This is a genomic window from Mucilaginibacter sp. OK098, assembly GCF_900142915.1.
In the GTDB taxonomy this organism is placed as follows: Bacteria; Bacteroidota; Bacteroidia; order Sphingobacteriales; family Sphingobacteriaceae; genus Mucilaginibacter.
Genome location: NZ_FRCM01000006.1, coordinates 316859 through 342678, shown reverse-complemented (window position 1 = coordinate 342678; position 25820 = coordinate 316859). Strand labels below are relative to the sequence as shown.

The 25820-nt window shown below is 37.0% G+C and carries 23 protein-coding genes; 19 read left to right on the top strand and 4 right to left on the bottom strand.

Annotation, left to right across the window (positions count from 1 at the left end):
• Nucleotide 1 precedes the first annotated feature (1 nt).
• The 10 genes from BUE31_RS21345 (at nt 2) to BUE31_RS21300 (ending at nt 10316) form a co-directional block, all read left to right on the top strand.
• On the top strand, nt 2-2353 hold the full coding sequence (locus tag BUE31_RS21345; RefSeq protein ID WP_073405871.1) for a GumC family protein: 2352 nt from the start codon (nt 2-4) through the stop codon (nt 2351-2353).
• A 38-nt stretch (nt 2354-2391) separates the two neighbouring features.
• Nucleotides 2392-3699 carry a lipopolysaccharide biosynthesis protein gene (locus BUE31_RS21340; protein WP_073405870.1) on the top strand — a complete coding sequence of 436 codons (1308 nt, stop codon included), beginning with the start codon at nt 2392-2394 and terminating at the stop codon, nt 3697-3699.
• The gene (locus BUE31_RS31465) at nt 3696-4253 is read left to right on the top strand and encodes an acyltransferase (RefSeq protein ID WP_073405869.1); all 558 of its coding nucleotides are present in this window, start codon (nt 3696-3698) and stop codon (nt 4251-4253) included. Before BUE31_RS21340 ends, BUE31_RS31465 begins: the two co-directional genes overlap by 4 nt.
• Nucleotides 4254-4261: 8 nt before the next feature.
• Nucleotides 4262-5209 (top strand): hypothetical protein, encoded by a 948-nt coding sequence (locus BUE31_RS21330; RefSeq protein WP_073405868.1) that lies wholly within the window; start codon nt 4262-4264, stop codon nt 5207-5209.
• A gap of 121 nt (nt 5210-5330) precedes the next feature.
• Nucleotides 5331-5765, top strand: coding sequence for an acyltransferase (locus BUE31_RS21325; protein WP_143167202.1), 435 nt, complete (start codon nt 5331-5333; stop codon nt 5763-5765).
• A 104-nt stretch (nt 5766-5869) separates the two neighbouring features.
• Nucleotides 5870-6343, top strand: a complete 474-nt coding sequence (locus tag BUE31_RS21320; RefSeq protein ID WP_234997885.1) for an acyltransferase — start codon at nt 5870-5872, stop codon at nt 6341-6343.
• Complete coding sequence (locus BUE31_RS21315; protein WP_073405866.1) at nt 6340-7473, top strand: glycosyltransferase family protein; 1134 nt, start codon at nt 6340-6342, stop codon at nt 7471-7473. The genes BUE31_RS21320 and BUE31_RS21315 overlap by 4 nt, the downstream gene beginning before the upstream one ends.
• Nucleotides 7454-8041 carry a DUF4254 domain-containing protein gene (locus BUE31_RS21310; RefSeq protein ID WP_159440723.1) on the top strand — a complete coding sequence of 196 codons (588 nt, stop codon included), beginning with the start codon at nt 7454-7456 and terminating at the stop codon, nt 8039-8041. The genes BUE31_RS21315 and BUE31_RS21310 overlap by 20 nt, the downstream gene beginning before the upstream one ends.
• 44 nt (nt 8042-8085) lie before the next feature.
• The gene (locus BUE31_RS21305; RefSeq protein WP_073405864.1) at nt 8086-9192 is read left to right on the top strand and encodes an acyltransferase family protein; all 1107 of its coding nucleotides are present in this window, start codon (nt 8086-8088) and stop codon (nt 9190-9192) included.
• A 101-nt stretch (nt 9193-9293) separates the two neighbouring features.
• Nucleotides 9294-10316 carry a hypothetical protein gene (locus BUE31_RS21300; protein ID WP_073405863.1) on the top strand — a complete coding sequence of 341 codons (1023 nt, stop codon included), beginning with the start codon at nt 9294-9296 and terminating at the stop codon, nt 10314-10316.
• Nucleotides 10317-10319: 3 nt separating this feature from the next.
• Here the strand turns inward: BUE31_RS21300 and BUE31_RS21295 are convergent, their stop codons facing one another.
• On the bottom strand, nt 10320-11369 hold the full coding sequence (locus BUE31_RS21295) for an acyltransferase family protein (protein WP_073405862.1): 1050 nt from the start codon (nt 11367-11369) through the stop codon (nt 10320-10322).
• A 331-nt stretch (nt 11370-11700) separates the two neighbouring features.
• On the opposite strand from BUE31_RS21295, the gene BUE31_RS21290 reads away from it, so the two are divergent.
• The 4 genes from BUE31_RS21290 to BUE31_RS21275 are packed head-to-tail and all read left to right on the top strand — an operon-like array spanning nt 11701 to nt 16562.
• Nucleotides 11701-12876 (top strand): acyltransferase family protein, encoded by a 1176-nt coding sequence (locus BUE31_RS21290; protein WP_073405861.1) that lies wholly within the window; start codon nt 11701-11703, stop codon nt 12874-12876.
• A 30-nt stretch (nt 12877-12906) separates the two neighbouring features.
• Nucleotides 12907-13920 (top strand): glycosyltransferase family 2 protein, encoded by a 1014-nt coding sequence (locus tag BUE31_RS21285; protein WP_073405860.1) that lies wholly within the window; start codon nt 12907-12909, stop codon nt 13918-13920.
• Nucleotides 13917-15164, top strand: a complete 1248-nt coding sequence (locus BUE31_RS21280; protein ID WP_073405859.1) for a glycosyltransferase family 4 protein — start codon at nt 13917-13919, stop codon at nt 15162-15164. The genes BUE31_RS21285 and BUE31_RS21280 overlap by 4 nt, the downstream gene beginning before the upstream one ends.
• A gap of 21 nt (nt 15165-15185) precedes the next feature.
• Nucleotides 15186-16562, top strand: coding sequence for a hypothetical protein (locus BUE31_RS21275; RefSeq protein ID WP_200801961.1), 1377 nt, complete (start codon nt 15186-15188; stop codon nt 16560-16562).
• A 22-nt stretch (nt 16563-16584) separates the two neighbouring features.
• Here BUE31_RS21275 and BUE31_RS21270 read toward each other — a convergent pair whose 3' ends face one another.
• The gene (locus BUE31_RS21270) at nt 16585-17391 is read right to left on the bottom strand and encodes a class I SAM-dependent methyltransferase (protein ID WP_073405858.1); all 807 of its coding nucleotides are present in this window, start codon (nt 17389-17391) and stop codon (nt 16585-16587) included.
• Nucleotides 17392-17890: 499 nt separating this feature from the next.
• On the opposite strand from BUE31_RS21270, the gene BUE31_RS21265 reads away from it, so the two are divergent.
• From BUE31_RS21265 to BUE31_RS21245, 5 genes are all read left to right on the top strand, one after another.
• Nucleotides 17891-18904 carry a glycosyltransferase family 4 protein gene (locus BUE31_RS21265; protein WP_073405857.1) on the top strand — a complete coding sequence of 338 codons (1014 nt, stop codon included), beginning with the start codon at nt 17891-17893 and terminating at the stop codon, nt 18902-18904.
• A 43-nt stretch (nt 18905-18947) separates the two neighbouring features.
• A complete protein-coding gene (locus tag BUE31_RS21260) occupies nt 18948-20165 on the top strand; it encodes a glycosyltransferase (RefSeq protein WP_073405856.1) in 1218 nt (405 codons plus the stop codon).
• A 63-nt stretch (nt 20166-20228) separates the two neighbouring features.
• Nucleotides 20229-20777, top strand: a complete 549-nt coding sequence (locus tag BUE31_RS21255) for a WcaF family extracellular polysaccharide biosynthesis acetyltransferase (RefSeq protein ID WP_073405855.1) — start codon at nt 20229-20231, stop codon at nt 20775-20777.
• 59 nt (nt 20778-20836) lie between these two features.
• Nucleotides 20837-21661: a glycosyltransferase family 2 protein gene (locus BUE31_RS21250; protein WP_073405854.1), complete on the top strand. Its 825-nt coding sequence runs from the start codon at nt 20837-20839 to the stop codon at nt 21659-21661.
• Nucleotides 21662-22212: 551 nt separating this feature from the next.
• A complete protein-coding gene (locus BUE31_RS21245; RefSeq protein WP_073405853.1) occupies nt 22213-23484 on the top strand; it encodes a WcaI family glycosyltransferase in 1272 nt (423 codons plus the stop codon).
• An 11-nt stretch (nt 23485-23495) separates the two neighbouring features.
• Here BUE31_RS21245 and BUE31_RS21240 read toward each other — a convergent pair whose 3' ends face one another.
• Complete coding sequence (locus tag BUE31_RS21240) at nt 23496-25202, bottom strand: hypothetical protein (protein WP_073405852.1); 1707 nt, start codon at nt 25200-25202, stop codon at nt 23496-23498.
• A 152-nt stretch (nt 25203-25354) separates the two neighbouring features.
• Nucleotides 25355-25741: a YrdB family protein gene (locus tag BUE31_RS21235; protein ID WP_073405851.1), complete on the bottom strand. Its 387-nt coding sequence runs from the start codon at nt 25739-25741 to the stop codon at nt 25355-25357.
• Nucleotides 25742-25820 lie beyond the last annotated feature (79 nt).

The following is a 25820-nucleotide window of genomic DNA, read 5'->3' as shown; positions in this document are numbered from 1 at the left end:
CATGAATCAAAATAACGAATTATTTGGACAGGGGAGTGGACGCGAGATCAACATAAGAGAATTTTTACACAAATATATCCGCAACTGGAAATGGTTTGTTTTAAGTGTTGTTGTTTTTTTATCATTAGGCTATGTGTACATCCGGGCGCAAATTCCTCAATATGTTGTGCATACCGATATTTTAATAAAAGATGATAAAAGCAGCTCAAACAATGATAAAGACTTGCTCCAGCAGCTAAACCTGAACTCCTCTGCTAAAGTAATTGATAATGAGATACAGATCCTCAAATCAAATACATTAATGGAAAAAGTAATAAGTTCATTAGGTATTCAAACGTCCTATTACATCCAAAATAACCTGTCAAAAATAGTTTTATACAACAATATTGGCTTTAAGGTTGATCTTTTAAAGGAGAACATAAACAGCTATATAAAGCCATGGCCGCTTAAAATAATCAACAATAGCGAGGCGGAATTTAACGGAAAAACTATCCCTATAAATAGTCCCGTTCAAACTGAAGCCGGGCTGCTTATCATCATTGCAAGAAACGCTAAAGCTGATAATACTTTGTTCCAGGTTAATTTTAACTCTGTTGAAAATGTTGCGCAATCATACATTAACAGTTTAAAAATTGATCCGGCAACAAAAGAAGCTACAGTTTTGACGATCTCAATGGAAGATGCGAATGTAGAACGGGGTAAAGATATCCTCAACAAACTGGTTGAGGTATATAACCAGGCGGGCATTGAAGATAAAAATGTTACTACAGCAAACCAACTTACATTTCTTAAAGGAAGAATAGATACGCTTGCTGTTGAGCTTAATGCGGTAGAAAAAAACGTGCAGGTTTATAAATCAGCTAACAAAATAACGGATATAAGCGCTGAATCAACCGCTTTTTTAGCTGCCGTACAAGCTAACGATGCTGCAATTAGTGAATTGAAAATTCAAATGGGCACATTAAATAACCTGGAAAGTTATTTAAATAGCCCTGATAACGGATCGGCTAAAGTACCGGCTATGCTTGGCGTAAGTGACCCAACTATGCTTGCTTTGGTACAGCAATTAGGCGATGCCCAGATTAAAAAACAAACCCTGTTAAAATCAGTACCTGAATCTAACCCGCTTATTAGTTCAATTACCGATAATATAAAAGTATTAAAGCAAACTACTTCCCAAACCCTGCAAAACTTAAAGTCAGGGTTAGCAAATACACTACACCAGTTATCAATGCAAAGTAATGCAAACGATGCTATAATAAGGAGTGTGCCTTTAAAAGAACGCGGGCTGGTTGATGTAATGCGCGAGCAATCAATAAAAAATAACCTGTTTACCTACCTGCTTCAAAAACGCGAGGAGACGGCTTTATCACTAGCGTCTACAACTGCAGATAGCAGAACCATTAATAAAGCACGTGGTAGTTATATTCCAATTAAGCCGGTTAAAACAACTTTGTATTTAACTTTCTTGTTGTTGGGCTTATTTTTACCTTTTTCAGTAATTGCGGGTAAAGAGGCTTTAAATGTAAGGGTTAGAAAACGTACAGACATTAAAAAATATACAAATACGCCGATATTGGCTGATATTTCGGTAGCGCCTGATGATTCAGATCCGCTTATAGTTGTAGCTAAACCGCGTTCTATGCTCGCAGAGCAGATCAGGGCCTTGCGCTCAAATCTTCAGTACATAGCTTCTGAACCTGGGCAAAAAGTATTTTTGTTCACCTCGTCTGTAAGTGGCGAAGGGAAATCATTTATTTCATTGAATTTAGGGGCAAGCCTGGCATCAACCGGAAAAAAAGTAATAATTCTTGAGCTGGATTTACGCAAGCCGAAGCTTAATACGGCACTGAAAATAGATAACAAAACAGGAATTTCGAATTATTTGATAGGTAAAGCGGACTATAATAGTATTATAAAAACAATACCACAACAGGAAAATTATTCCATTATCACCAGCGGCCCGACCCCTCCAAACCCGGCTGAACTATTATTGAACGGGCGTATTGAAGCTTTGATTGCTGAGCTAAAAAAAGAATATGATTATGTTTTGCTTGATGCGCCGCCTGTAGGCCTGGTAACTGACGCTCATATTTTAGCAAAGTGGGCCAATGTTACATTTTACATTGTAAGATATAACTATACCCTAAAAAGCCAGGTTCAGCTAATTGATGAATTAAAGCAAACGGATGTATTTAAAAACCTGAATATAATTTTTAACGCTGTTGATCCCGACACTGGTGGCTATGGTTATGGCTACGGCTATGGTTACGGTTATGGCTATGGATACGGCTATTATTCGGATGATAAACCTAAAAAAGGTTTTTTGCAAAGGCTATATAAAAAGAAATGATGTTGACTGCCCCATAATATAATAAGAATCACTACCCTATGAGCGAACTAACCCATAGTTTGAAAAATAAAGCGCCAAAATATGCGAAGGCAATTGAGTGGGTTAAACTTATTTCTATCACTGGCGGGGCGCAAATTGTTGTTCAATTTGTTGGTTTATTAAGTGGGATATTAATCATCAGGCTCTTGCCTACAAAGGAATATGCCTTATATACGTTAGCCAATACAATGCTGGGTACCATGACGGTGCTGGCTGATGGCGGGATCTCTACAGGGGTAATGGCACACGGCGGTAAGGTTTGGCAAGACCGTCAGAAACTAGGGGTGGTACTTAACACCGGCTTAGAGCTAAGGAAAAAATTTGGCATAGTGAGCCTGTTAGTTTCAATGCCAATTTTATTTTATTTATTAGTTCATCACGGAGCAAGTATATTATTTTCAGTATTGATAATCCTATCGATGATTCCTGCATTTTTTGCAGCATTATCAGATAGTTTACTTGAAACAGCCTCGAAACTGCACCAGGATATAAAACGGCTGCAAAAAAACCAGGTTGCCACTGGTATTGGCCGGTTTATATTGATAACGGGTTCATTGCTATTGTTTCCATGGACATTCATTGCAATATTGGGAAATGGCATCCCCCGTATCTGGGCGAATTTTCAACTTAGAAAGATGTCTGCTAAATATGCAGACCCGGCACAGGAGAGTAACCCTGTAGTTAAGAAGGAAATACTCTCAATTGTGAAACGAACATTACCCGGAGCAATTTACTTCTGTGTATCTGGGCAAATCACTATCTGGCTGATTTCCATCTTTGGTTCAACTGTAGCAATAGCGCACATTGGCGCCTTGGGGCGTTTAACAACTATATTAACGGTAGTTACCACGTTGTTTACTACATTGATTGTGCCGCGTTTTGCACGTTTAAAACAAGATCGAAAAATTCTGCTTTCCCGGTTTATACAAATTCAGACCGCCCTTATTTTTATTTCAATTATTATAGTTGGCATAGTAATGATCTTTCCTAATGAAGTATTATGGATCTTGGGCAGCGGGTATGGTGGCTTAAAAACAGAAGTTCTAATGATCACCATTTCAAGTTGCCTGGCAATGCTGGCGGGAATTACTTATACTATTGTGGTTTCACGGGGATGGGTATTAAAACCCTCGATCAATATTACGATAAATGTTCTGTTTCAATTGGTGCTTATTTTTACGATGGACCTTTCAAAAACTAAAAATGTCCTGATGTTTTCAATTGTTGATTTTTTAGTGGGCTACATTATTATATTAATTTATTTTTTCTATCAAATCTATAACACTAAAACTAAACTTACAGAATGAAGCAAACTTATTCAGCTCTGCTAGTTCATAAAATCCGAAGGGCGAAGATGTTTTTAAGAATTAAATATTTTCGGTTTTTAGGTATGCGTATATCTGATGGTGCAAACCTTGGCAAGGTTGAATGTGCATGGCCTAATAAAGTAACCTTAGGAAAGAAATGCGAAATAGAAGACAACGTGGTTTTTAAAATTACTCAGCCCTTTTCAGACAGTAATTACATAACCATAGGAGCGCGCGTTTTTGTAGGTAACGGCTGTGAATTTAACTGCAGCACCAGGGTAATAATTGGGGATGATTGTTTAATTGCAAGTAATACAACTTTTGTTGATACAGGCCATGAGATTAACAATCATTCATTAATAAATAAACAACCATGTGTATTTGAGGAAATTTTAGTGGAAGATGACGTGTGGATAGGAACGCACTGTGTTATTCTTAAAGGGGTAACCATTGGGAAGGGAAGCGTAATTGGGGCGGGCTCAGTTGTTAATAAATCAATACCAGCATACCAGATCTGGGCAGGTTGCCCGGCACGTTTTATAAGGAATAGATAATTTAACTGATGGCAATTGTAATATGTACACTTTTTGAAAAGGATTACCATTTTGGGCTGGCGGCGTTAGTTAATTCAGCTTACAAAAATGGCTATCGCGGAGAAATTTATGTGGGCTATAAAGGAGCGGTACCCCCATGGGCTTCTGTAAAGGAAAACCCGGAATTAGGGTGGGTTGGTGCAGCTACTTTTGAACTAAACCAGGAAATTACTTTGCACTTTCTGCCCATTGATACTGAATTTCATTTGGCCAACTATAAGCCAACATTCATGCTGTTTCTTTTCGAAAAAATAAACAGGGATCTCAGTGGCGTTATTTATTTTGATCCGGATATTGTAATTAAATGTAAATGGACATTCTATGAAACGTGGATGAACTATGGGGTTTCATTGGTACACGAAATTATAAGTAATGATATGCCTTCATCTCACCCTATTAGAAAAGGATGGGAGCAGGTAGTGTTCAAAAGCAACAGAAAGATTACCCATAATATTGGCTCGTATATTAATAGCGGGTTTTGTGCCGTACTACGAGAAAATATTGAATTCATCCACGTTTGGAAAGATATTATAAAGGTCGCATCAGAACATTACTCACTCAATGTAAATCAATTTGCACATTCAAAAGATAGATCCAATTTGTTTTTTGCACATGACCAGGATGCGTTAAACATTGCTGCAATGTGTTGTGAATCTCCTATCAGCGAAATGGGCCCGGAGGGCATGGACTTTATAGGTGGCGGGTTTACCATGTCGCATGCAATTGGGACGCCAAAACCATGGCAAAAAAATTACATGACCTCCGCATTTAGAGGAAATGCTCCCGGTAATGCAGACCGTGAATTTTGGCTTAATGTGAAATCTCCTGTCAAATGTTATGGGGATGGTTATATTAAATTAAAGCAACTGTCAATCAAAACGGCCGCGTTAATTGGCCGGTTTTATAAAAGGAATTAATATCACAACTATTTTGAGACGCATCAAATATATTTTGTCGGAATTTAAAATTTGGTTTTGCAATTTTATAATTGCCTATATCCCTTTCCATTTTGTAAGACTGGCATATTATAAAAGTATAATGAATTTCAAAATAGGAAAAGGCTCCAGTATTCATTTGGGCTGTCATTTTAATTCACCGGGATTATTTTCTATTAAAGAAAATAGTACAATTAACCAGTTTTGCCATATAGATAACAGGGGTGGGATAGAAATTGGCAGTAATGTATCGATCTCCCCTAAAGTGAGTTTAATTACGGCAAGTCATGATTTAAACGACGAGGGAGCCAGGGGATTGACTGGTGCAATAATTATTGAAGATTACGTATTTATTGGATACAATGCTTTGGTTTTGAAAAGCTGTACATTAAAAACAGGTTCGGTATTGGGGGCAATGTCCCTATTAACTTCGTCAACAGAACCCTATGGGATTTATTTTGGCGCCCCGGCAGCTTTAAAAAAAATCAGAAATAAAAACATAAGTTATTCAGGCAGCTACAAAAGGCTTTTTCACTAAGAAGGATGAAGTACATAATACAACAAAGTTTTTTTTTGCTTCGGATCAGATATTACAATGGGTTCATTGGGTTTTTAAGAAGACTTTTTTTTTCGGTTCAGGGGATGAAAGTTGGATCTGGCACTATTTTGCCAAAACTATTTGTTACCTGGCCTCACCAGGTTACAATTGGCGAAAAATGTTCTTTAGAACCGAATATATCTTTCAAATATGATGGAGTTTGGAAAAAGGAGCTATCCATCAGGATTGGAAACAATGTTTTTATAGGAGCGGGGTGCGAGTTTAACATCCGTAAAGGCATTACGGTTGGTGATAATTCATTAATTGCATCCGGGTGCAAATTCATAGATCATGACCATGGAATTTTGCCAAATAAACTTTTTAGGGACCAGGCAGGCCTGGAAATACCCATTGAAATTGGTGAGGACGTTTGGCTGGGTTGTAATGTGGTTGTATTAAAAGGGGTCGAAATTGGAGCAGGGTCAATTGTTGCAGCGGGGGCGGTTGTAACTAAATCAATCCCATCATATGAAATTTGGGCTGGCATACCGGCAAAGAAAATAGGAGAGCGAAAATGAAGATCTTATTTATATGTACCTCCCTTGAACCGGGCAAAGATGGCGTTGGTGATTATTCACGCTGCCTGGCCTCTGAACTAATAAGACAGGGGCATATTGTATCTGTATTAGCTATTAATGATAAACATATTTTAAATAAATTTATTGGAAGCCAGGACGGCGACGGCATTGAGCTGCCTGTATTACGACTGCCTTCTGTATGGACAGTAAAAGACAGGATAAACAACGCGAAACAATACATTGATGATTTTGACCCGGAATGGTTAAGTCTTCAATTTGTGATATTTGGGTATCATCCAAAGGGTTTGCCTTTTGGCCTGGGCAACCAATTATCAAATTTGGGAAAAGGCAGGCGCTGGCACATTATGTTTCATGAGATCTGGACAGGTATAACCAAGCTATCTCCATTAAAGCACAAGATTTATGGTTTTTTACAAAGGGAAATTATTATATCTATTGTATGGGCCTTAAAACCGCCTGTTATTACTACAAGCAATGGTTTATATAAAATGATATTGGATGATAGTAATATTACAGCAGAGATCCTGCCTTTATTTAGTAACATCCCATTAGCAAAAAAGAATAGCAGTTTTTTAAGTGAGATAAACGAACTACTGCAAATAGATGGCAAAAACGATAAAGAATATAGGGTTATCGGGATCTTTGGAAGCCTCTACCCTCAGGCTAAATTAGAAGAAGCATTAAACTCCCAATTAAATTTAGCTGCACAAAAGAATCCAAACTTGCTATTCCTGTCTTTTGGTAGAATTAGTGAAGAGGGAATAAAGGAGTTTAGCAGGTTAAAGGAGTTATTCAGCAATAAAATATCTTTTTTTCAATTGGGAGAGCAATCACCTGAAAACGTATCGCAACTTTTTCAAATAATGGATTTAGGTATTTCCTGTACACCGAAAGAGCACATTGGGAAAAGCGGTGTATATGCAGCAATGCGATATCATAGCCTGGAGGTCCTTATTCCGGGGAGTGATTATATTCCTGAATATGATGCCGATATAAAAAAGTATAATGAGGACTTCTTATTCAATAGAGATCCATACAAGTGGGGAGTGAATTACATAGCCAAATCATTTTTAAGTTTAATAAATGCTTATGATACTAACAGTAAATGAAATAGTTAATCTTCAGGCTGAAAATATTTATGAGTGGCACACAAATAAACATTTTACTGAAGAAAAATTGCCGATAAAATTCATTGTTGAAAATAATTATTGGAATTATCAATTATGGCACGAAGAGGATATTGCAAGAATAAAAGATATCGATCCTGTGCGAATGGTAGAAGCTAAAAGAAATATTGATCATTATAATCAGCAGAGGAATAATTCTATGGAAAGTATTGATGAATGGATCCTTACCTGGTTAAAAACTAACAATGTTTTAATGGCTGAAAAACTTCATTCTGAAACCCCCGGAATGATGATTGACAGGCTATCAATTATGGCCTTAAAAAAATACCATATGCTTGAAGAAGCGGTGAGGCCAAGCGCAACGGAGGCGCATAGGTTTAATTGTAAAGAAAAGGTTGCTATACTGGAGCAGCAGATAAAAGATTTGTCTGTTTGCTTAACAGATGTTTTGCATCAATTGGAAAAAGGAACATTAGGGTTTAAGGTTTACCGGCAGTTGAAGATGTACAACGACCCAAGTTTAAACCCGCAGTTATATAATAAGAAGTGAAAATACCAAGACTAAGATTTATGAACTGATAACCAGGATTTATTATGACAAAGGCCCCAACTATTAATTCACCGCGAGCGATTACAGGATTCGACGGAGTTGTTCTGGATGGACTAAGGATATTAGCTGCTTTAATGGTTTTTGTTTTTCACATTCTTTATCTTTGGTTTCGCCCTTTAACAGTTTTATATAAAATAGATGATTTAGCACATCTGGCAGTCGTTATATTTTTTGTATTATCCGGGTATGTAATTGCTTACACTACAACAGAAACCAATCGGGGGGGCATGCAGTATATGCAAGCCCGTTTCAGCAAATTAAGTTCAGTAGTATTACCTGCTTTACTCATTACTGCAATTTGCGAAATAATTGTTAGTAATATTAATCCCGAAATGCATTCGTATTTTTCAAGGAACAACCCTTTGCTCAGGTATATTATATCAGGGCTGTTTCTTAATGAAATTTGGTTTTTTTCAGCTGCGCCGGCAATGAATGGCCCCCTTTGGTCATTAAGTTTTGAATTTTGGTACTATGTGATTTTTGGTCTTTGGTTTTATCGTAAAACGGGGTGGCGCTCTTACCTGTTACCTGTATTCGCCTGTTTAGTTGCCGGGCCAAAAATACTTTTAATGATGCCAATTTGGCTAACTGGTTATTTTGCATATCGCATCCGTAGCCCCAAACTTAGTTCATTATTTTCATGGTTACTGGTTCTGCTTAGCTTTATCATAGTATTCCTGGTTGTTAAATATATTTCGCCACTTCCATTCAAAATTGGAAAGCCGCCATTATATTTTGCCAGCCAATTTATAAGTGATTGGATAGTTGGTTTCTTTATTGGTTTGGGTCTTTGGTTGATACCCTCCAGCCGTATAGTTTTTAAACAATCAAAACAGCTTAGAACTATTGCGAACCTTACTTTTCCTTTATATGTATTACATAATCCCCTGTTGATTTTATGGAGCACGGTCTTTCATCATAAATTCAATAAAGTTGTTGACCTGTGGCTGCCGTTCTCAGTGGTATTGACCGTATCGATCATTATCGGAATTGCTTTGGAAAAACAACGTTTTTTGTGGGTTAATTTATTTAAGTATCTGTCTCAATTCTATATAAGAAAGCGAAATTATTTATCTCGTCGCCCAACGTAGAAATTTGCTATAGACAGCAGGTCAAATACATTAAATTTAAGTGTAATGAACCTGCAATAATTCAAACAAAATACCGGATAAAATAAAAATGGTTGTCCCTAATGAAATATAAATCAATTGAAATCGATTCTGTAAAAGGAGGAAACGGAGATATATGGATGCGTTTGGTAAGCTTTTATTCTGCCGCAGCTTTATTGCCGGAATACAAGTTTGAAATTAAGATCCCTTATCTTTTTAAAAATTTGGCTGAGTTTGTTTTTGGCGACAGGCTGACTATTGTTACCCAAAAAGATGCTGTAATGAAATATAGCTATTCGTCATTAGGCTTGAAAGATTTGGTAAAGCCCATATTAAGAGGCAACAAGTTTATTTCCCCTTACCAACGCGCCGTTTATCGAGATAAGAAAAAAAAGCAATTGAAAGACTATATCAATTTGATGTTGTTTAGTGTTGCGGATTCATTAGGGATAATCCAGGTTCCTTCTTCAAAATGGATTGAAGTTTACCAGGGTTACTTAGAAATAATAGGGCTAAAGAAGATTAGAAGTATAAGTTATGCCGCCTTTGTTGCGCAATTGAAAACGGACTATGATATTACGCTTGCAAAATTGGGAGGAGCGGTACCAACCTCGCCTAAATTAGAAATACCTGCAGATCTATGTTATAATTTAATAATATTTCCAACCGGTACAAGTCGTCAGTTTATACCGGTTTGGTGGGCTAAACAATTTCTCCCCGGTGCTTACTATGCATTTTTTTATAAGGATAATGAAGCTGAAAGCTTTAAAGAAGCCGGTTTGAAAACAGTTTTTTTTTATGAAGAGCCGGGAGATATTATAAAGCTTTCATATGCGGCAAAGTGGACGATCAGTACAGATAGTTTTCCATCACATTTATTGCAATCCGCATCAAAAAAGTGTACTGTATTAATTACTGAAGTGTTAAAGTCAAGGATAATATCCCCGGTTTTTAAAGGTAAGGTTGTTGATTCTGTCGTTGCCTGTCATCCATGTTTACACATGGATAGAAAAAACCATCCAAAATGTGCTGCCGGTTATACAGAATGTTTAAACTGGAAAGAGGAAATATATAACAGGAATATTTTAAATTCTATGAATCTGTAATAATTATTGCTCAACACCTTTAACGGTAGCTAAAGATGGCTGTGGCTTTTTTGAAAACCTTGAGCTAATAAAGATGCTAAACCTGTGCGATGGCTTTTCTATAATAAGATAAAAAAGATATGCAAAAATTAGTGATATAATAAGTAACAAGCCCACATATTTGCTCATTAACGCTCCAAAACCAATGTAAACAAGGAATCCGCTTGTTGCCGGATGTGTAAGGTATAATGAATAACTCCATTTACCACTATATTCTAAAATCCGAGGTGGTTCTTTTACCTTGTAATGCATTATTTCAAATCCTAACCAGGCACAGGCTATTAATGCAAATAAATTTAAAGTGATACAGTTGCTGGCAATAAACAGGTGAACATGAAACCTAACAATGTTAAGGATTATAAAAAATGATATTATACATAACCTCATGATCCAAATCCTGTTTGTGGATATACTCCTGAATCTTAGATAATTTACTGAAAGCCAGCATCCCAGTAACCAGCAAGGCAATCCTATAACCCAATTTAATGACCCAAATACAGGATAGCCATTATGCCCGTTTTTTAAAATATCTAGATGAGTGAATATAAGCAGCCATGATATAATGTAGGCCGCCAAAATCATGTATCTCCACTTGACGATTTTGCTGATATAGAATAGGACGGGGTAAATCAGGTAATAAGCTATCTCACAAAATATACTCCAGAAAACTCCGAACTCCGGTGGTTTTAATTCAATCTTCAGTATATAAGATAACGCAAAAGCAATTAAAGCGGGAATTCCAATCCGTAACAGGCGCCTTGTATAATATGGCGGTAAGCTAATAGTTTTACTGTCTCTGAAAGGATAATGAATACAAAAGCCACTGATTATAAAAAAGATAATCACTGCGGCCGGTCCATTAAAGGCCAAAGAAATTGTAATCGCGATAATTTTTAAAAAAGCATTGCCGCTGGTCTTGCTTAACAAAGTAATAAAAGGAAATCCGAAATGTCCAAATAAAACAATTAATGCGCAAATAAATCGAACAGAGTCGAGGCCTTTTATTCTTTTCATGCTATTATATTATTCATAAACACAAAAAACACAGGTAACTTCTCATAAAGCTACGCATTATTTGTTGCAATTTCGATATTTGTATCATAACTAACGAATAATTAAACATTTTTTAACATGATAAGCGTTTAAATATAATTTTTTATCGTTTTTTTCTTCATTTCGACGTTAATTGTAATTGAATTTTTTAAAATAGGATATTCTTTGTATCTTCGGTTTGAGTAACAACATCATTTACCATTGATTTAGCTTATTTACTAGTGTCTTAATTTTTCCATTAAACAAAATAAACATTAGTTTAATCCAGGCGTAATTACAAACAAGTGCGAACATGAATAAAGTAAGTTCTGCATATTTAGAAGTTATTAGAATTGTTGCGGCTACGTACGTTTTTATTTATCATTTTTCGTCCGAAAAAATTGGTAATACACAGGCCTTTTTTGTTCCGGGAAACAGGTCGAATTTTTGGTTATCCTATAATGCCGCTCATTTTTTTGTAATCGTTTTTTTTGTTTTGTCAGGGTTTTTGATAACCATGTCTGCAAGTAGGCCGGGGTTAACTTTCAAAACATTTTTAATTGCGCGTATTGGAAGGCTTTATTCAGTAATAATTCCTTCTTTAATATTTACATATTTTGTTTTTGCCTTTATGGTTTATTTTAAACATGCGGCAATAGCAGATATTGAAGGTGGGGATCATTTATTTATACGTTTTTTAGTGAATTTAATGTTCATGACGCAGTCATGGAATTTATGTAGCACACCACCATTTAACGGGCCATTTTGGTCTGTCAATTATGAGTTTTTTTATTATTTATTAATGGGTAGTATACTCCTTATTAAAAGGAAATATAAATTCATAGTATTTACTCTTGTAGCGCTGCTAGCAGGGCTTAAGATTTTGATACTGTTTCCTGCGTGGCTTGCCGGGAGTTTGTTATATTATTGCTCACGAAATAAATTGATTGGCGCAAAAATTTCGGGTGTGGTTTTTTTAGTAACACTCGCTTTGATTTTTTTTAACATGCTTTTCCCCGGACACTTTCCCTTTATCATAGTTAAGGGCGACAGGCTTTTGGGTACCAACTTATTCTTTTCCTGGAATTATCGGAATGATTATATTTTTTGTATCCTGGTTGCGGTAAATATTTACTCTTTTTTTGGCATTTCCGAAGTTCTCTCTAACTTTTTATCAAATAGAGGGCTGGGAAAGTTATTTCACTCCATAAAAACTGTTGGCAATTGTACCTATACGCTTTATTTATTTCATGTTCCATTGTTGTTCCTGTTTGCATTTCTCTTCCCTTATAACAAAGCCAATACTTTACATCAACTTTGCCTGATATTATCAGTTACTATCGCTGTTTATTTTATTGCTACAATTACTGAATGGAGAGTGTCATTTTGGAGGAATTTTGTGGCTGGTTTATTTAATTCCAATTATTTTGATTATCTGAAAGTGAAATTTACAGATGTAAAAGAGAACCTTTTTAACAGCAAGGGCTAACGCAGGCGATTTAAAACATCAAAATATTTTATGAGCAATTTAAGGATCTCTGTATGTATTCCAACTTTTAACCAGGAGCTTTTTGTTGAACAATCTATAAGAAGTGCGCTCAATCAAACAGTATCACCCTTCGAAATAATTGTTTCAAATGATTGCAGTACTGACGGTACCAAAGAAACTCTTGATAAATTAAGCGAAGAAATAAGCATTCTTAAAGTAATAAATCAACCCCAAAATCTTGGAATTTCTAAAAACACCAACTTCTGTTTAAGGCAAGCAACCGGTGACTTTATAATCAGGCTTGATTCTGATGATTTATTGTCGCCTGATTATATCAAGCTATTATCTGAAGAGTTATACAAATATCCGGAGGCTGGATATGCGCACGCCGCCGTTAATGAGATTGATAAAAACAACAATTTTTTAAAAGAAAGAAAGTTGATCCGTAAATCGGGATTTGTGAATGGCGAGGTTGCTTTAAAGGCGTCATTAAGCGGTTATAGAGTGACCGCTAATATTATTATGTTTAGAAAAAAAGCACTAGAGACAGTTGGGTATATTTCCTCTAAGATAAATTTTGCCGAGGACTATTATTTATCGGCACAATTAGCTGCAGCCGGGTACGGAAACCTGTATTCTGAAAAGGTACTGGCAAGTTATAGAGTATGGACGGATACCGGTAAGGTGCGGCAAAAAAGGAAGCTGGAAGAAATTGATGGGATAAGGAGTATCTTTGATGAAGTAATTGAACCGGCATTTGAAACCAGGGGATGGAATTTAGCTGTTGTAAAAAGCGCGCGTGAAAAATTTGCGATCAACCAATCAAACTGCCTGGGATGGAGTATCTATACCGACCAGGAAAAAATACCGTTAATTACAGCGCTGTTAGAGCTTTCGGACACAAAAAAAAGCCGGTTTTTTGTTTGGTTGTATAAAAATGGTTATGGAGTTTTTCCGGAGTCTTATTATAAACTTAATAGTAAAATAAAGGGCTTTGGTAAAAACATGCTGTTAAATTTAACAAAAAAACAGGCCGTCCAATGAAAATTACATTATCACATCCAACTTCAAACGCTAATGTAAGATCGGTTGCAAAAAGTCTGGTGGAAGCCGGGATACTCGATGCTTTTTTTACCTCTATTGCTGCTTTTCCCGGGTCGCCGTTGGATAAGTTGGCTAACGTTAAATTATTTGCCGAACTAAAAAAAAGGAAATTTGATTCATCCTTACGTCCTTACACCAAAATGTTTCCATGGCGGGAAGTCGGCCGGATCCTTTCAAAAAAAATGAAAGCAGAATCATTGTTATTATCTGAAACGGGCATTTTTAGTGTTGATCAATGTTATCGCACCTTTGATAGTTATGTAGCCGGGAACTTTAAAAAAACTGATAACAACATTAAAAGAGCTGCATATGCCTATGAAGATGGTGCGTTAGAAACTTTTAAATACGCAAAACAACATAACATTAAGTGTATATACGATTTACCAATTGCGTATTGGGAAACGGGGAGAAAACTTTTTTTAGAAGAAGCGGAACGCCTGCCTGCCTGGGCGTCAACACTTGGCGGCGGGATAAGCGATTCCCAGGATAAGCTTAACCGGAAAATCAGGGAGTTAGAATTGGCTGACATGGTAGTTGTTCCATCGCATTTTGTAAAAAATTCAATACCAGACTGGGCGGCTAGCAAAAAAGTTGTTTTGTCTCCTTTTGGGACGCCGGAAATAACAAACAATGATAACAGCAAAGAGATTAGATCGCACAACCGGCCTTTAAGAGTATTGTTTGCAGGATCAATGGGACAGCGCAAGGGCCTTGGAGATCTGTTTGCTGCCATGAGGCTGCTGAATACAAAGGAAGTTGAGCTGGTGGTAATGGGTTCATTACAGGCGCCGATTGAATTTTACAGGAACGAATATGCCGGATTTGCATATGAACCGGGGAGGCCGCACAAAGAAGTATTGGCTTTAATGCGTACCTGTGACGTGTTTTGTCTTCCATCCATTGTTGAAGGCAGGGCTTTGGTAATGCAGGAAGCGATGAGCCAGGGTTTGCCAATTATAATAACACCAAATACCGGCGGTGAAGACTTAATTATTGAAGGCGAAACCGGCTTTCTTATCCCGATCCGTTCGCCGGAATGTATTGCTGAAAAAATAACATGGTTTTTAGAAAACAGGGACGAAATACCCCGTATGAGTGCAAAGGCAAAACTACATGCGCAAACTTACACCTGGGAGAATTATGGAAAGAATATTATCGATTCAATAAAAGCGTTATCTGAGTAAAGGAATTTTTAAATATAAATATTGAACACATCATACAACACTTCGGTACAAACTAGCACACAAGTAGTTTTGCCTGAACTGGGCGGAGCCACAACAGTTAAGGCATTAAACCAGCTTAAAAAAGGTGTATGGGTGTATTTTGTCCTGCTGATATTTGAAGGAGCATTAAGGAAATGGGTATTGCCGGGTTTAGCAACGCCCCTTTTGCTGATCCGCGATCCGGTGGCGATATGGCTTTTTTTTATGGCATGGAAGCATGGCTTTTTAAAGCTAAACTTTTTTATTACCGCCATGTTTGCAGTAAGTATGGTTGGGTTTTTTGCCGCTATTTTATTGGGACATGGGAATTTTTTCGTGGCTTTATTTGGCGTCCGGACACTCCTAGTTCATTTCCCGGTTATATTTGTTATCGGCAGTGTATTTGACAGGGAGGATGTATTAAAAATTGGAAGATTTTTGGTTTGGTTAACCATACCCATGACTCTATTAATAATGCTCCAGTTCTACAGCCCGCAATCAGCCTGGGTTAACAGGGGTGTTGGCGGCGATATGGCAGGAGCTGGATTTAGTGGTGCTTTAGGTTACCTTAGGCCGCCGGCAACATTTTCTTTTACCAATGGGACCTCTCTTTTTTTTGGCTATGCTGCTTGTTTTATAATTTACTTTTGGCTCAACCAAAATAAGTACATCAGCAAGTCACTATTAGTAGTTGCATCATTTTCATTATTAATGTCAATCCCGCTTTCAATTAGTCGTGGACTTTTTTTTACCATAGCTATTACACTTGGTTTTGCAATGTTAGCAGTTTCCCGAAAGCCTAAATACATGGGGCGTTTAATTATTGCTTCAATAAGTATTATAACTGTCTTTTTTTTACTTAGCCAGTTAAGCCTTTTTCAAACGGCATCTGATGCTTTTGTTGCGCGTTTTACAAGCGCAAATGAAACCGAAGGAGGTTTAAAAGGGGTTATTGGCGACCGTTATGTCGGTGGACTTCTTGGAGCAATTTATTCATCAGGTCAGCTCCCGTTTTTTGGGTACGGGATAGGTATGGGCACTAATGTTGGAAGTACATTGCTTGTAGGTAAGAATCAGTTTTTGGTTGCAGAGGGAGAGTGGGGCAGATTGATTGGCGAATTAGGAATTGTTTTAGGCCTTGCAGCTATTGTAATTCGAATAAGCGTTAGCGTTAAAATTGCAATTGCAAGTTATAGGAGGCTGTCTATAGGTGATATTTTACCCTGGATGTTATTAAGTTTTTGTCTTTTAACCCTGCCCCAGGGGCAATGGAGCCAGCCAACAGGTTTGGGCTTCAGCATAGTTGCCGCCGGCCTTTCCATCGCGTCAACAAAAAACCAGGCAAAAGAAGATACTGTATTGCCCCCTCAGGGAAAATAATTTAAAAAATTAGCCGAAATTTTTATCCAATTTTTTTAAAAAGTATTGCAAAATTGGTATGGATGCGTTTGCCAATAAATAGCGGAAATTTCTGTGTTAACGCTTCAATACTAAACACAAGCTTTTTAGGCAATAGCTTTAATAAAGGGCTTAATTTAATGTGCCCGTTGGTTAAAGAATTAGTGTGATATTTTATAGAAACTATCTCCAACCCAGCTTTTTTTGCAAGCGCCGGGATTTCATCCAGGTGAAAAAGGAATATATGATCATTGGAGTTTGGGCCAAACTGTTTTGATTCAAAAATACTTGGATCATCAAATTCGCTAAACTTCGGAAGCTTATTTTTAAAGTATGATCCCAACGGTGTTGAAATCACTACATACCCCTGGGGTTTAACCAACCTGGCAAGGTTTGAAAGAAATTCATCGGGGTGAGCCACATGTTCAATTATTTCCGTAGCCAGCACTAAATCAAAAAGTTTATCAAATTGTACTTCAAAGGCATTGCCGGGCTTATATTCAATTTTTCCGGCTTCTCTTTTCATTTCCACATATTCAGAGAGGTCTTCTCTTATGTCATTCCAGGTTACGTTATAACCAGCTTCGGCCAGAATTAAGGAGAAATTCCCCTGTGCTGCTGCTACATCTAAAATGGTGTCGCCTTTGTTTATAACACTTTTTATTAGTGCTATGGTGCTGTCGCGTCTTATCTCATACGCGTAGGCATAGCCTAAATTTTCTTTCTTTTCGTTATAGATTTCAAGGAGATCGTATGGATAAGAATACTTCCAGTTTTCTTTCCAGTTGTTTTCAAGGTATACACGTTTCATAGCTTTTAAGAATTATTGTAATTATTAGTTGCGAATAAGTTATAAATGCTGTTACTGATCCTCACATGATCAAACCTTCAGTGTAAAGAAGTTTAAAATTTTCGTTATAAATGCCTCTATTGTAGTAAAAATGGTTATTGATTGAAAATATAATAATAAACAATTAATTATACATTATTATTATTAATTTAAGGACTGTTTACTGGCAATAATTTCATTGTGCTTTTTTGATGGAAATCATGTTGTTTTTTGCTTGAATATAACGAAAAATTGATGAGGATACTAGTGTAGCGTCATATATGGATTGACACTTAGTCTTGAGTCAAAAGTCTTAAGTTCTAAGTCAGAAAAAGACAAATTTGACTTAAGACTAGTTTAAATGAGAGCCTGGTTAAGCAATTGCCTCTATAGATGCAATTCAAAAGCGAAACCAATAGCATAGATAATAGATGTAAGAAGTTTTTTAATAGGTTAGAAACCCGGCGACAATGCACTGCTAATGGATAATAAAATTAGAGTTAACTATTTTCAACGTAAGCCCCGAAAAGGATTTAGTTTTAGCCTTGAATTCATTTTTGATGATGTTAGAAAACGGTTGTCGGATAAAATTGAATCCAGGGTTTATATATCCAAATGTTTGAACGATGGTTATTACAGTAAATTTATAAATATTATACAGGCGGCATTACGCCAGAAGAGGGACGTTAATCATATTACCGGCGAAACTCATTTTCTTAATCTTTTTATGAACAGGAACAGGGTAATACTAACTATCCATGATTGTAGAATGATGTTAAGGAAAACGGGGATCTCAAAAAAAATAGTTCAGTGGTTATATCTCTCGGCGCCTGTAAAAAAAGCCACGCTGATAACAGCCGTTTCAGAAGTTACGAAGAGTGAAATTATATCTTATACAGGGATCCTGTCTGAAAAGATCCACGTAATTCCTGTTGCTGTAAGCCCTATTTACCAGCCCTATCCAAAGGAATTTAATAGAGAAAAGCCTGTAATATTGCACATTGGCACCGGTGATAACAAGAACTTATTAAGATTAATTGAAGCCATTAAAGGCATCAACTGCCATTTAACCATTGTTGGAAAATTGCCTGACAAGTATGTGACTGCCTTACTTGATGGTAATATTGACTACTCAAATGAATACAATATATCCAACGAAAGAATCCTGGAAAAATACCGGGAATGTGATATTTTGACATTTATATCCACATCTGAAGGTTTTGGAATGCCAATAGTTGAGGCAAATGCTGTTGAAAGAGTTGTAATTACCAGCAATATTTCTTCAATGCCGGAGGTGGCCGGTAACGCAGCTTTGCTTGTAGACCCTTTTAATACTGAAGATATTCGTTCGGGAATTATGAAGATAATTAATGATGATTCATTAAGAGCAAAATTAATTTGCAACGGTAAAATAAACAGGCTTAAATATGATGCTAATAAAATTGCCGGTATGTATTATGAATTATATAAACAGGTCTGTTCGGGTAACTTATAAATAGAGTATAGCTGGCAATTAAAAAGAATAACTATATACGATTATGAATATTCTCCATATAATAGATAGTATGAACCCTGTAAGTGGCGGCCCTTCACAGGGAGTCCGTAATATTGATAAGGACTTACGCAACATGGATGTATTTGGAGAAGTGGTTTGCCTGGATCCACCTGATTCAGCTTATTTGGGTAAGGACAGTTTCAAAATTCATGCTTTAGGACATAGTGAGGGGGCATGGCATTATTCAAAAGAATTAATTCCATGGCTTACCGATAATATGAACAGGTTTGATGTGGTTATTATCAGGGGATTATGGCAATATCATAGTTATGCTACTCATAAGGTGATAAGAGCGTTAAAAAGAAGGCCAGGAGTTAAATTGCCGGTTGTTTTAATAATGCCGCATGGAATGCTCGACCCGTATTTCCAACGGGCAAAGGAGCGGAAAATTAAAGCAGTTAGAAACTGGATCTATTGGAAGCTAATTGAGAATAAAGTGGTAAATAACGTTGATGGCTTGCTATTTACTTGTGAGGCAGAACTGTTGCTGGCGCGCGAAACGTTCATGCCTTATCACCCCAAAAATGTTTATAATGTAAGTTATGGCATTGCAGCTCCACCGGCTTATAACAGCGATATGGCCGCCGCTTTTAGTCAGCATTGCCCTAAGTTAGTCGGGCAGCCATATTTTCTTTTTTTAAGCCGGCTTCATGAAAAAAAAGGTGTTGATATATTGATTGAGGTTTATACAGCTTTGGGAGAGCAATACCCCGGAATGCCGAAATTGGTGATTGCTGGCCCCGGCCTGGAAACGGTTTTCGGGGAAAGAATACAAAAAATGGCAAATAAAAATACATTTTCAAAAAACAACATATTTTTTACGGGGATGTTAACAGGTAATGCCAAGTGGGGCGCATATTACGGTTGTGATGCATTTGTGTTACCCAGCCACCAGGAAAATTTTGGGATTGCCGTTGCAGAAGCACTTGCATGCAGTAAGCCAGTATTGATTTCTGACCAGGTAAACATATGGCGGGAAATTAAGAACGGAGGAATAGTTAGTTCAGATACCTTTGATGGTACAAAAGAAATAATTGAAAAGTGGCTGAATTTAAGTGGTGGGGAAAAGAAAAATATGTCTGATAATGCATGGGAGGTTTACCATAATAACTTTGAAAGCACGCCTGCCGCTCAAAAATTTTGTAATGTTTTACGTTCACTGGTTCTTGTTAACAAATCAGAAATGATTGACAATTTTTAAATCAATAAGTTACCATTATGCTTAGTAATTACTGCCATATATCACGAAATTTAAAACCGGATCATGATTAATACAGATACTTATACCGGCCCTTCATTCTCTGTAAAAAATCGAATAGGAAGAGTGTTATGGAATGTTGTAAACGTTTTGTTTTTTCAATATTCTCCGAAACCTTTTTTTAGTTGGAGGTCTTTCCTCCTTCGTTCATTTGGGGCAGAGGTAGGAGAAGGGGTTCATATTTACCCCAAAGTGAAAGTTTGGGCGCCCTGGAATTTAGTTTTAGGAGATCAATGCGGTGTAGCTAACGGGGTTATTCTCTACTCCCAGGGAAAGATTACTATTGGAAAGAAAGCAGTTATTTCACAAGGCGCACATATTTGTGCAGGCACTCATGATTACACCCGAAAGGGATTTCCGCTTATAACCATGCCTATAATTATTGGCGATGATGTATGGGTGGCCGCCGATGCTTTCATACACCCCGGTATTGTTGTGGGTGATGGTTGTGTGATAGGCGCCAGGGCCGTAGTTAATAAAAATATGCCACCGTGGATGGTTTGTGCCGGGCATCCTTGCAAGCCAATAAAAAAGAGGATCATAGCGGATAATTGATTTTTCCGGTTTTGTTACATTATCAATCTATGGATTAATTTACCTTATTAAAAATTTCAATGCTTGATTTAACGATTGCCATTCCGGCAAAAAATGAAGAAACAAATTTACCCGGTTGTCTTGCTGCAATTGGAACTGATTTTGCCTCCCGGATAGTTTTAATTGACTCTTCCAGTACCGACTCAACCAGGGATATTGCAAAAAAATTCAATGTCGGGGTGGTTGATTTTGTTTGGGACGGAAAGTTTCCCAAAAAGAGAAACTGGTTTTTAAGGAACCATAAACCTAAAACCGAATGGGTTTTATTTTTGGATGCCGATGAATATTTGACCGATGATTTTAAACGGGAGGTAAGAAAGTGCCTTAAAAAAAACGACAAGGTTGGTTATTGGTTAAATTATACCCGGTATTTTTTAGACAAGAAGCTTAAAGGCGGCTATCCATTAAAAAAACTTGCCTTGTTTAAAGTTGAAGCAGGAGAATATGAAAGAATTGACGAAGATAAATGGAGCAAGCTTGACATGGAAGTTCATGAATACCCAGTGCTTGAAGGGAATGTTGGAGTTATACAGAGCGAAATTGATCATAAAGATTTTAGAGGAATTTCACATTATGTTATTAAGCACAATGATTATGCTGCATGGGAAGCAGAAAGATTTCTGAAAACAGTTAACGATCCAGAAACTTATAGCAAGCTAACATGGAAACAAAAATTAAAATATAGATTGATGAAAAGTATTTTTATAGGGCCGGTGTATTTTTTAGGAAGTTTCTTTTTAATGGGAGGGTTTCGCGATGGCTATCGTGGCTTGGCGTTTGCAATATTAAAAATGTCATACTTTACCCAGATCTATTGCAAAATCAAGGAAAAAAACTTATCCTGAAAATTGAAGCTGAATTTACAGAGGGCTTATTTCAAATTTATTTTAACATTTATAGAATTATAATAATTCCCTGAAATATATTTTTCCCCGGGTTTCCCTTCCTGGCTATTCATCCTGCCATCGGATGGCGTTTTAGCGTGGCTCATCCTATAAGTTTTCCAACCAGGTAACCGGCAATAAAACTTCGTTGCTTTTATTCTTATGCCACTAAAACAAGCATAGAATTTCCAATATTTCATTTAGTTTAAAAAATTAACTAATATTTTATTAAAAAGGTAATTTTTGCTTTTATACCCACCAGGAACAAATCACGGTATATATCATATATTTTATTATATTTTTAAAGTATTAACAAATATTTTATTAAAAAGGTAACATATTTGCATTTGTAATGGAAATTGTTTATTTTTAAAGTATTAATCCAAAAAGCCAAAATCAGTAAAAAAGTACTGATTCGCGATGGTTTTTTAACTGTGATTTAAAGATTCGATAAATATTTCGTTTCGGATAAATCCTTCGAGTTTGTCTTTTAACGCCCTAAACAAAACATTATGTCAGAATTTAAGGCTAGCCCAGAGCTACAGAAAAAAACGGTACTTCTAATAAGTCACAATTTCTCACCTGAGCCTACGGGCATTGGTAAAGTAAATGGTGAAATGATGCATTGGCTTGCTAATAAAGGCTTTCATTGCACTGTAATTACTACTTATCCTTATTATCCGCACTGGAAAATTCAGCCTCCTTATAAAAACGGATGGTTTAAAAAAGAAGAGGTGACTTACCCGGAAGCTAGTGGGTCACTTACTATTTACCGGTGTCCTCTTTATATCCCTTCTAAACCGACAGGTAAAAAGCGGCTTATACAGGATTTTTCCTATTGGACTTCCATGTCGTGGATTGCATGGATGTTTGTGCTTACAAAAAAAAAGCATGACTTAATCATAACTGTGGCACCGCCATTTCATTTAGGTTACCTTGGAATGCTTATCAAAAAGAAAATGGGGGGTAAATTGATCTACCACATTCAGGATATGCAGATCGAAGCTGCGCAGGGATTAAACATGCTGGCAAGTAAAAAACTTTTCGACTATATATATAAGGTTGAAAAGAATATCATTAACCAGGCAGATTATGTGAGCGGGATCTCGCCCGGAATGATCAACAAAATAAAATTTAAGATTGATAAGGATGTAATTTATTTTCCGAACTGGGTAGACACTTTGTTTTTTTACCCGCTTAGCTCGCCTCAAATGCTTAAAGTAAAGTGGGGCTATCAACCTGATGATATTGTATTTTTATATTCCGGAGCCATTGGTGAAAAACAGGGCCTGGAAAATATGCTTTTAACGGCCATGGATTTAATAGACAATAAAAAAATTAAATTTATAATTTGTGGTTCAGGGCCTTATAAAGATAAACTGATGCAAACAGCTAAAGATAAGGGTTTGGTTAATATTGATTTTTTACCTGTGCAGGATAAAGAATTATTTAATGAATTTTTAAACATGGCCGACTTTCATTTAGTGCTTCAGAAAGGAAACGCCAGCGATTTGGTAATGCCATCGAAATTAGCTTCAATTTTGGCTATAGGAGGGGTGCCTATTGTTACAACGGCAGCAGGAACTTCCTTGTTTGATTTGATTAACGACCATGATTTAGGATACATTATTGAACCGGACAACCACAAGGTATTATCAAACTTAATACATAACATGAACCTGGATAATTCGGTTGACAAAAAGAGAGAAAATGCACGCAACTACGCTATAAAACATTTAAATATTGATAATGTGATGAATGATTTTTTAAGTAATGTTTTTTAATGGATCCTTAATTAGGTCCTTGTTACATCGGCAAGATTTAATATAATTTTATTCATCCCGGGTTTTAGTCTTAAAATCGTTCCGTTACCGGGGCTGGAAAAGGCGCCTTTAATTGCCTTTAGTTTATAGTTTGTATTTTCAAAGCGGCAATCTACGTGCGTCTGGTTTATTTTTTTAAAAGGCAGTTGTGCGTTGGCTGCGGCATTCAGATCAAAAAACCAGTCGCATGGCGATTTGCTTGCTAAACTTATCGTCACCAGTTTTTCTGTTAAATCAATTTCTAATGAACCTTCTACAGTTGATAGTGGCCATGATACATGGAGGGTGCCCTTTGCCGTGTTCGTAAATTTCGGATCATGTCCCGTTAGCAATACCTCTTTTCCGTTCACAATTGCTTTAATCCGCATCCCTGCAATTTGGTCGGGTTTGCTCCAAATATAACCATCAACTATGGGAAGGGTGAAAAATGTACATTCATTTGACGTTGCCACCTTTGATTCATATACAGAAGGAAAGTTTTCATCAAACAAATGCAAATCACGGATCCGCAGGCTCCCATTTTCCCATAACATATTTATGCGGTAGAACCTGCTGTTAAACCATACAGTTTTCAGATCGCTGCCTTCTAAGTCTTTATCTACTGTAAAGGAAGTAGCCGGTGTAACCTGGTAATTTTTTTTGAACCACAGGCCCGATGCTTCCAGCGTCTCTACCCTAATTTTGTGTTCATCCCGTAATTTTGCAATTAATGGCATTTGGATCTCCATTCCTTTTGCCATTGCATCCCAGGTGAAAGAATTTTCCTGCCCTGCCTGCGTATAATTAAATCCAAGTGCACTATTGTCGGTAAAGGCTTTAAAGAACCAGTTTACCCAGGTGGAATCACCGCCCCCGAATTTATAAACAGGTTCAAGGGTAACTACACCTTGCCTTGTAGTACCAAGGCCGTTATCGTACTGGCGGATAGGATCACTGCCCAGCATTCTGAAGATAGGAACAGGGATCTGATTTTCAGCATGCTGAGCCGGCATATACGAGTTTATTTTACTCGGATAATAGGCCTGGTTCCAGTACCCGCCCCATAGTGTATAGCCATCAGTACCATATTGGTCTTTACAGTTTGCTGAAGCTACGATATGATATTTTTCATACATGTAATTTAGGCTGTAAGCATCAATAAACCATGACGCAACTGATTTGGGATAGTAGCCAAACACCTTTTTAAAATCTTTCATGTAAACATCTATCAGTTTCTCCCTTTCCTTAGGCGTATAACCAGTGGAAAACCCAATATTTGCTCTCCAGTCCCAGGGATACCGCCCCCGCCATTTAAGGCCTGCCTTTTCAACCAATGGCTGAGGAATTTCCCACCAGGCACCTATTTCAAACGATGATTTTGGCAGTCCGGCTAACAATTTCTGATATCTTTTGTCAATCAGTGCATCATATTGTAGCAGGAAGGTTCCGCCGAGGTTATATTTTTTCATGATCTCAACCTGTTTTACCACGGTTTGATACAATACATCCTCCGTAATATTAGGGTCGCGCGGCTCAAGTAAGCGGATAAAATTTACAATATTTACAATCTTTGGTGTTTCGTCGCCCTCTTTTGTTCCGGAGGCTTTTTTTGTTAATGTATAGAATGAACATAAGGTACTAAGGCAAATAAGGCCGCATAAGATAGATACCCCAATTTTTCTGTTTGTTTTACTTTTCATTAAATCAATTATAGCGGTGGTTTTTATATAGTTTGATTATATGCTGATAAAGGTAAATCCATTTATTAATTTTCTACAGACTTATATTTGTCAATATTACACTAATAAAGGTGCTCAGCCAAACATTTCAATATACTGGCACAGAAAAGAGATTATTTGTTAATAAAGCCCATATAGGGCTTATTCTGCAGCATAGCCCAGGTACGATCATATGACACGATGTAATGTAGCTTTACAATTATGGTCATTACAATTCCCAGGGTAAAATACCCCAGGCTAAATAATGCAAAAATTGCACTGCCAAATAATACCCATTCCAATAATAACCGCACTATCCCTGGTACTTCAACTGGCGCGGGTTTAGGGTCATTTTGTATGCGGAACACACCCCATAGCGTGGCAGCTATTACCGGGAGGATCAAAGCCGCTGCATATCGCATCCAACCGGCGGATGTGTGCCAACCCCAGCAACCTAATATAATCAGCATGGCTATCTCTAATAAAAACCTGACGGCTAAGTTTATTGGATTAGTATTCATAAGTGTTAAAAAAGCATAATTTAAGTACCTCACTTAACCCTTTCACCAAAGGAAAGGACTTAACAAATGTTTAAGACCG

What these genes read in the sequence shown, in the direction of transcription:
- BUE31_RS21345 (WP_073405871.1), top strand. Translation starts at nt 2, where the DNA reads ATGAATCAAAATAACGAATTATTTGGACAGGGGAGTGGACGCGAGATC.
- BUE31_RS21340 (WP_073405870.1), top strand. Translation starts at nt 2,392, where the DNA reads ATGAGCGAACTAACCCATAGTTTGAAAAATAAAGCGCCAAAATATGCG.
- BUE31_RS31465 (WP_073405869.1), top strand. Translation starts at nt 3,696, where the DNA reads ATGAAGCAAACTTATTCAGCTCTGCTAGTTCATAAAATCCGAAGGGCG.
- BUE31_RS21330 (WP_073405868.1), top strand. Translation starts at nt 4,262, where the DNA reads ATGGCAATTGTAATATGTACACTTTTTGAAAAGGATTACCATTTTGGG.
- BUE31_RS21325 (WP_143167202.1), top strand. Translation starts at nt 5,331, where the DNA reads ATGAATTTCAAAATAGGAAAAGGCTCCAGTATTCATTTGGGCTGTCAT.
- BUE31_RS21320 (WP_234997885.1), top strand. Translation starts at nt 5,870, where the DNA reads ATGAAAGTTGGATCTGGCACTATTTTGCCAAAACTATTTGTTACCTGG.
- BUE31_RS21315 (WP_073405866.1), top strand. Translation starts at nt 6,340, where the DNA reads ATGAAGATCTTATTTATATGTACCTCCCTTGAACCGGGCAAAGATGGC.
- BUE31_RS21310 (WP_159440723.1), top strand. Translation starts at nt 7,454, where the DNA reads ATGATACTAACAGTAAATGAAATAGTTAATCTTCAGGCTGAAAATATT.
- BUE31_RS21305 (WP_073405864.1), top strand. Translation starts at nt 8,086, where the DNA reads ATGACAAAGGCCCCAACTATTAATTCACCGCGAGCGATTACAGGATTC.
- BUE31_RS21300 (WP_073405863.1), top strand. Translation starts at nt 9,294, where the DNA reads ATGAAATATAAATCAATTGAAATCGATTCTGTAAAAGGAGGAAACGGA.
- BUE31_RS21295 (WP_073405862.1), bottom strand. Translation starts at nt 11,369, where the DNA reads ATGAAAAGAATAAAAGGCCTCGACTCTGTTCGATTTATTTGCGCATTA.
- BUE31_RS21290 (WP_073405861.1), top strand. Translation starts at nt 11,701, where the DNA reads ATGAATAAAGTAAGTTCTGCATATTTAGAAGTTATTAGAATTGTTGCG.
- BUE31_RS21285 (WP_073405860.1), top strand. Translation starts at nt 12,907, where the DNA reads ATGAGCAATTTAAGGATCTCTGTATGTATTCCAACTTTTAACCAGGAG.
- BUE31_RS21280 (WP_073405859.1), top strand. Translation starts at nt 13,917, where the DNA reads ATGAAAATTACATTATCACATCCAACTTCAAACGCTAATGTAAGATCG.
- BUE31_RS21270 (WP_073405858.1), bottom strand. Translation starts at nt 17,391, where the DNA reads ATGAAACGTGTATACCTTGAAAACAACTGGAAAGAAAACTGGAAGTAT.
- BUE31_RS21265 (WP_073405857.1), top strand. Translation starts at nt 17,891, where the DNA reads ATGGATAATAAAATTAGAGTTAACTATTTTCAACGTAAGCCCCGAAAA.
- BUE31_RS21260 (WP_073405856.1), top strand. Translation starts at nt 18,948, where the DNA reads ATGAATATTCTCCATATAATAGATAGTATGAACCCTGTAAGTGGCGGC.
- BUE31_RS21255 (WP_073405855.1), top strand. Translation starts at nt 20,229, where the DNA reads ATGATTAATACAGATACTTATACCGGCCCTTCATTCTCTGTAAAAAAT.
- BUE31_RS21250 (WP_073405854.1), top strand. Translation starts at nt 20,837, where the DNA reads ATGCTTGATTTAACGATTGCCATTCCGGCAAAAAATGAAGAAACAAAT.
- BUE31_RS21245 (WP_073405853.1), top strand. Translation starts at nt 22,213, where the DNA reads ATGTCAGAATTTAAGGCTAGCCCAGAGCTACAGAAAAAAACGGTACTT.
- BUE31_RS21240 (WP_073405852.1), bottom strand. Translation starts at nt 25,202, where the DNA reads ATGAAAAGTAAAACAAACAGAAAAATTGGGGTATCTATCTTATGCGGC.
- BUE31_RS21235 (WP_073405851.1), bottom strand. Translation starts at nt 25,741, where the DNA reads ATGAATACTAATCCAATAAACTTAGCCGTCAGGTTTTTATTAGAGATA.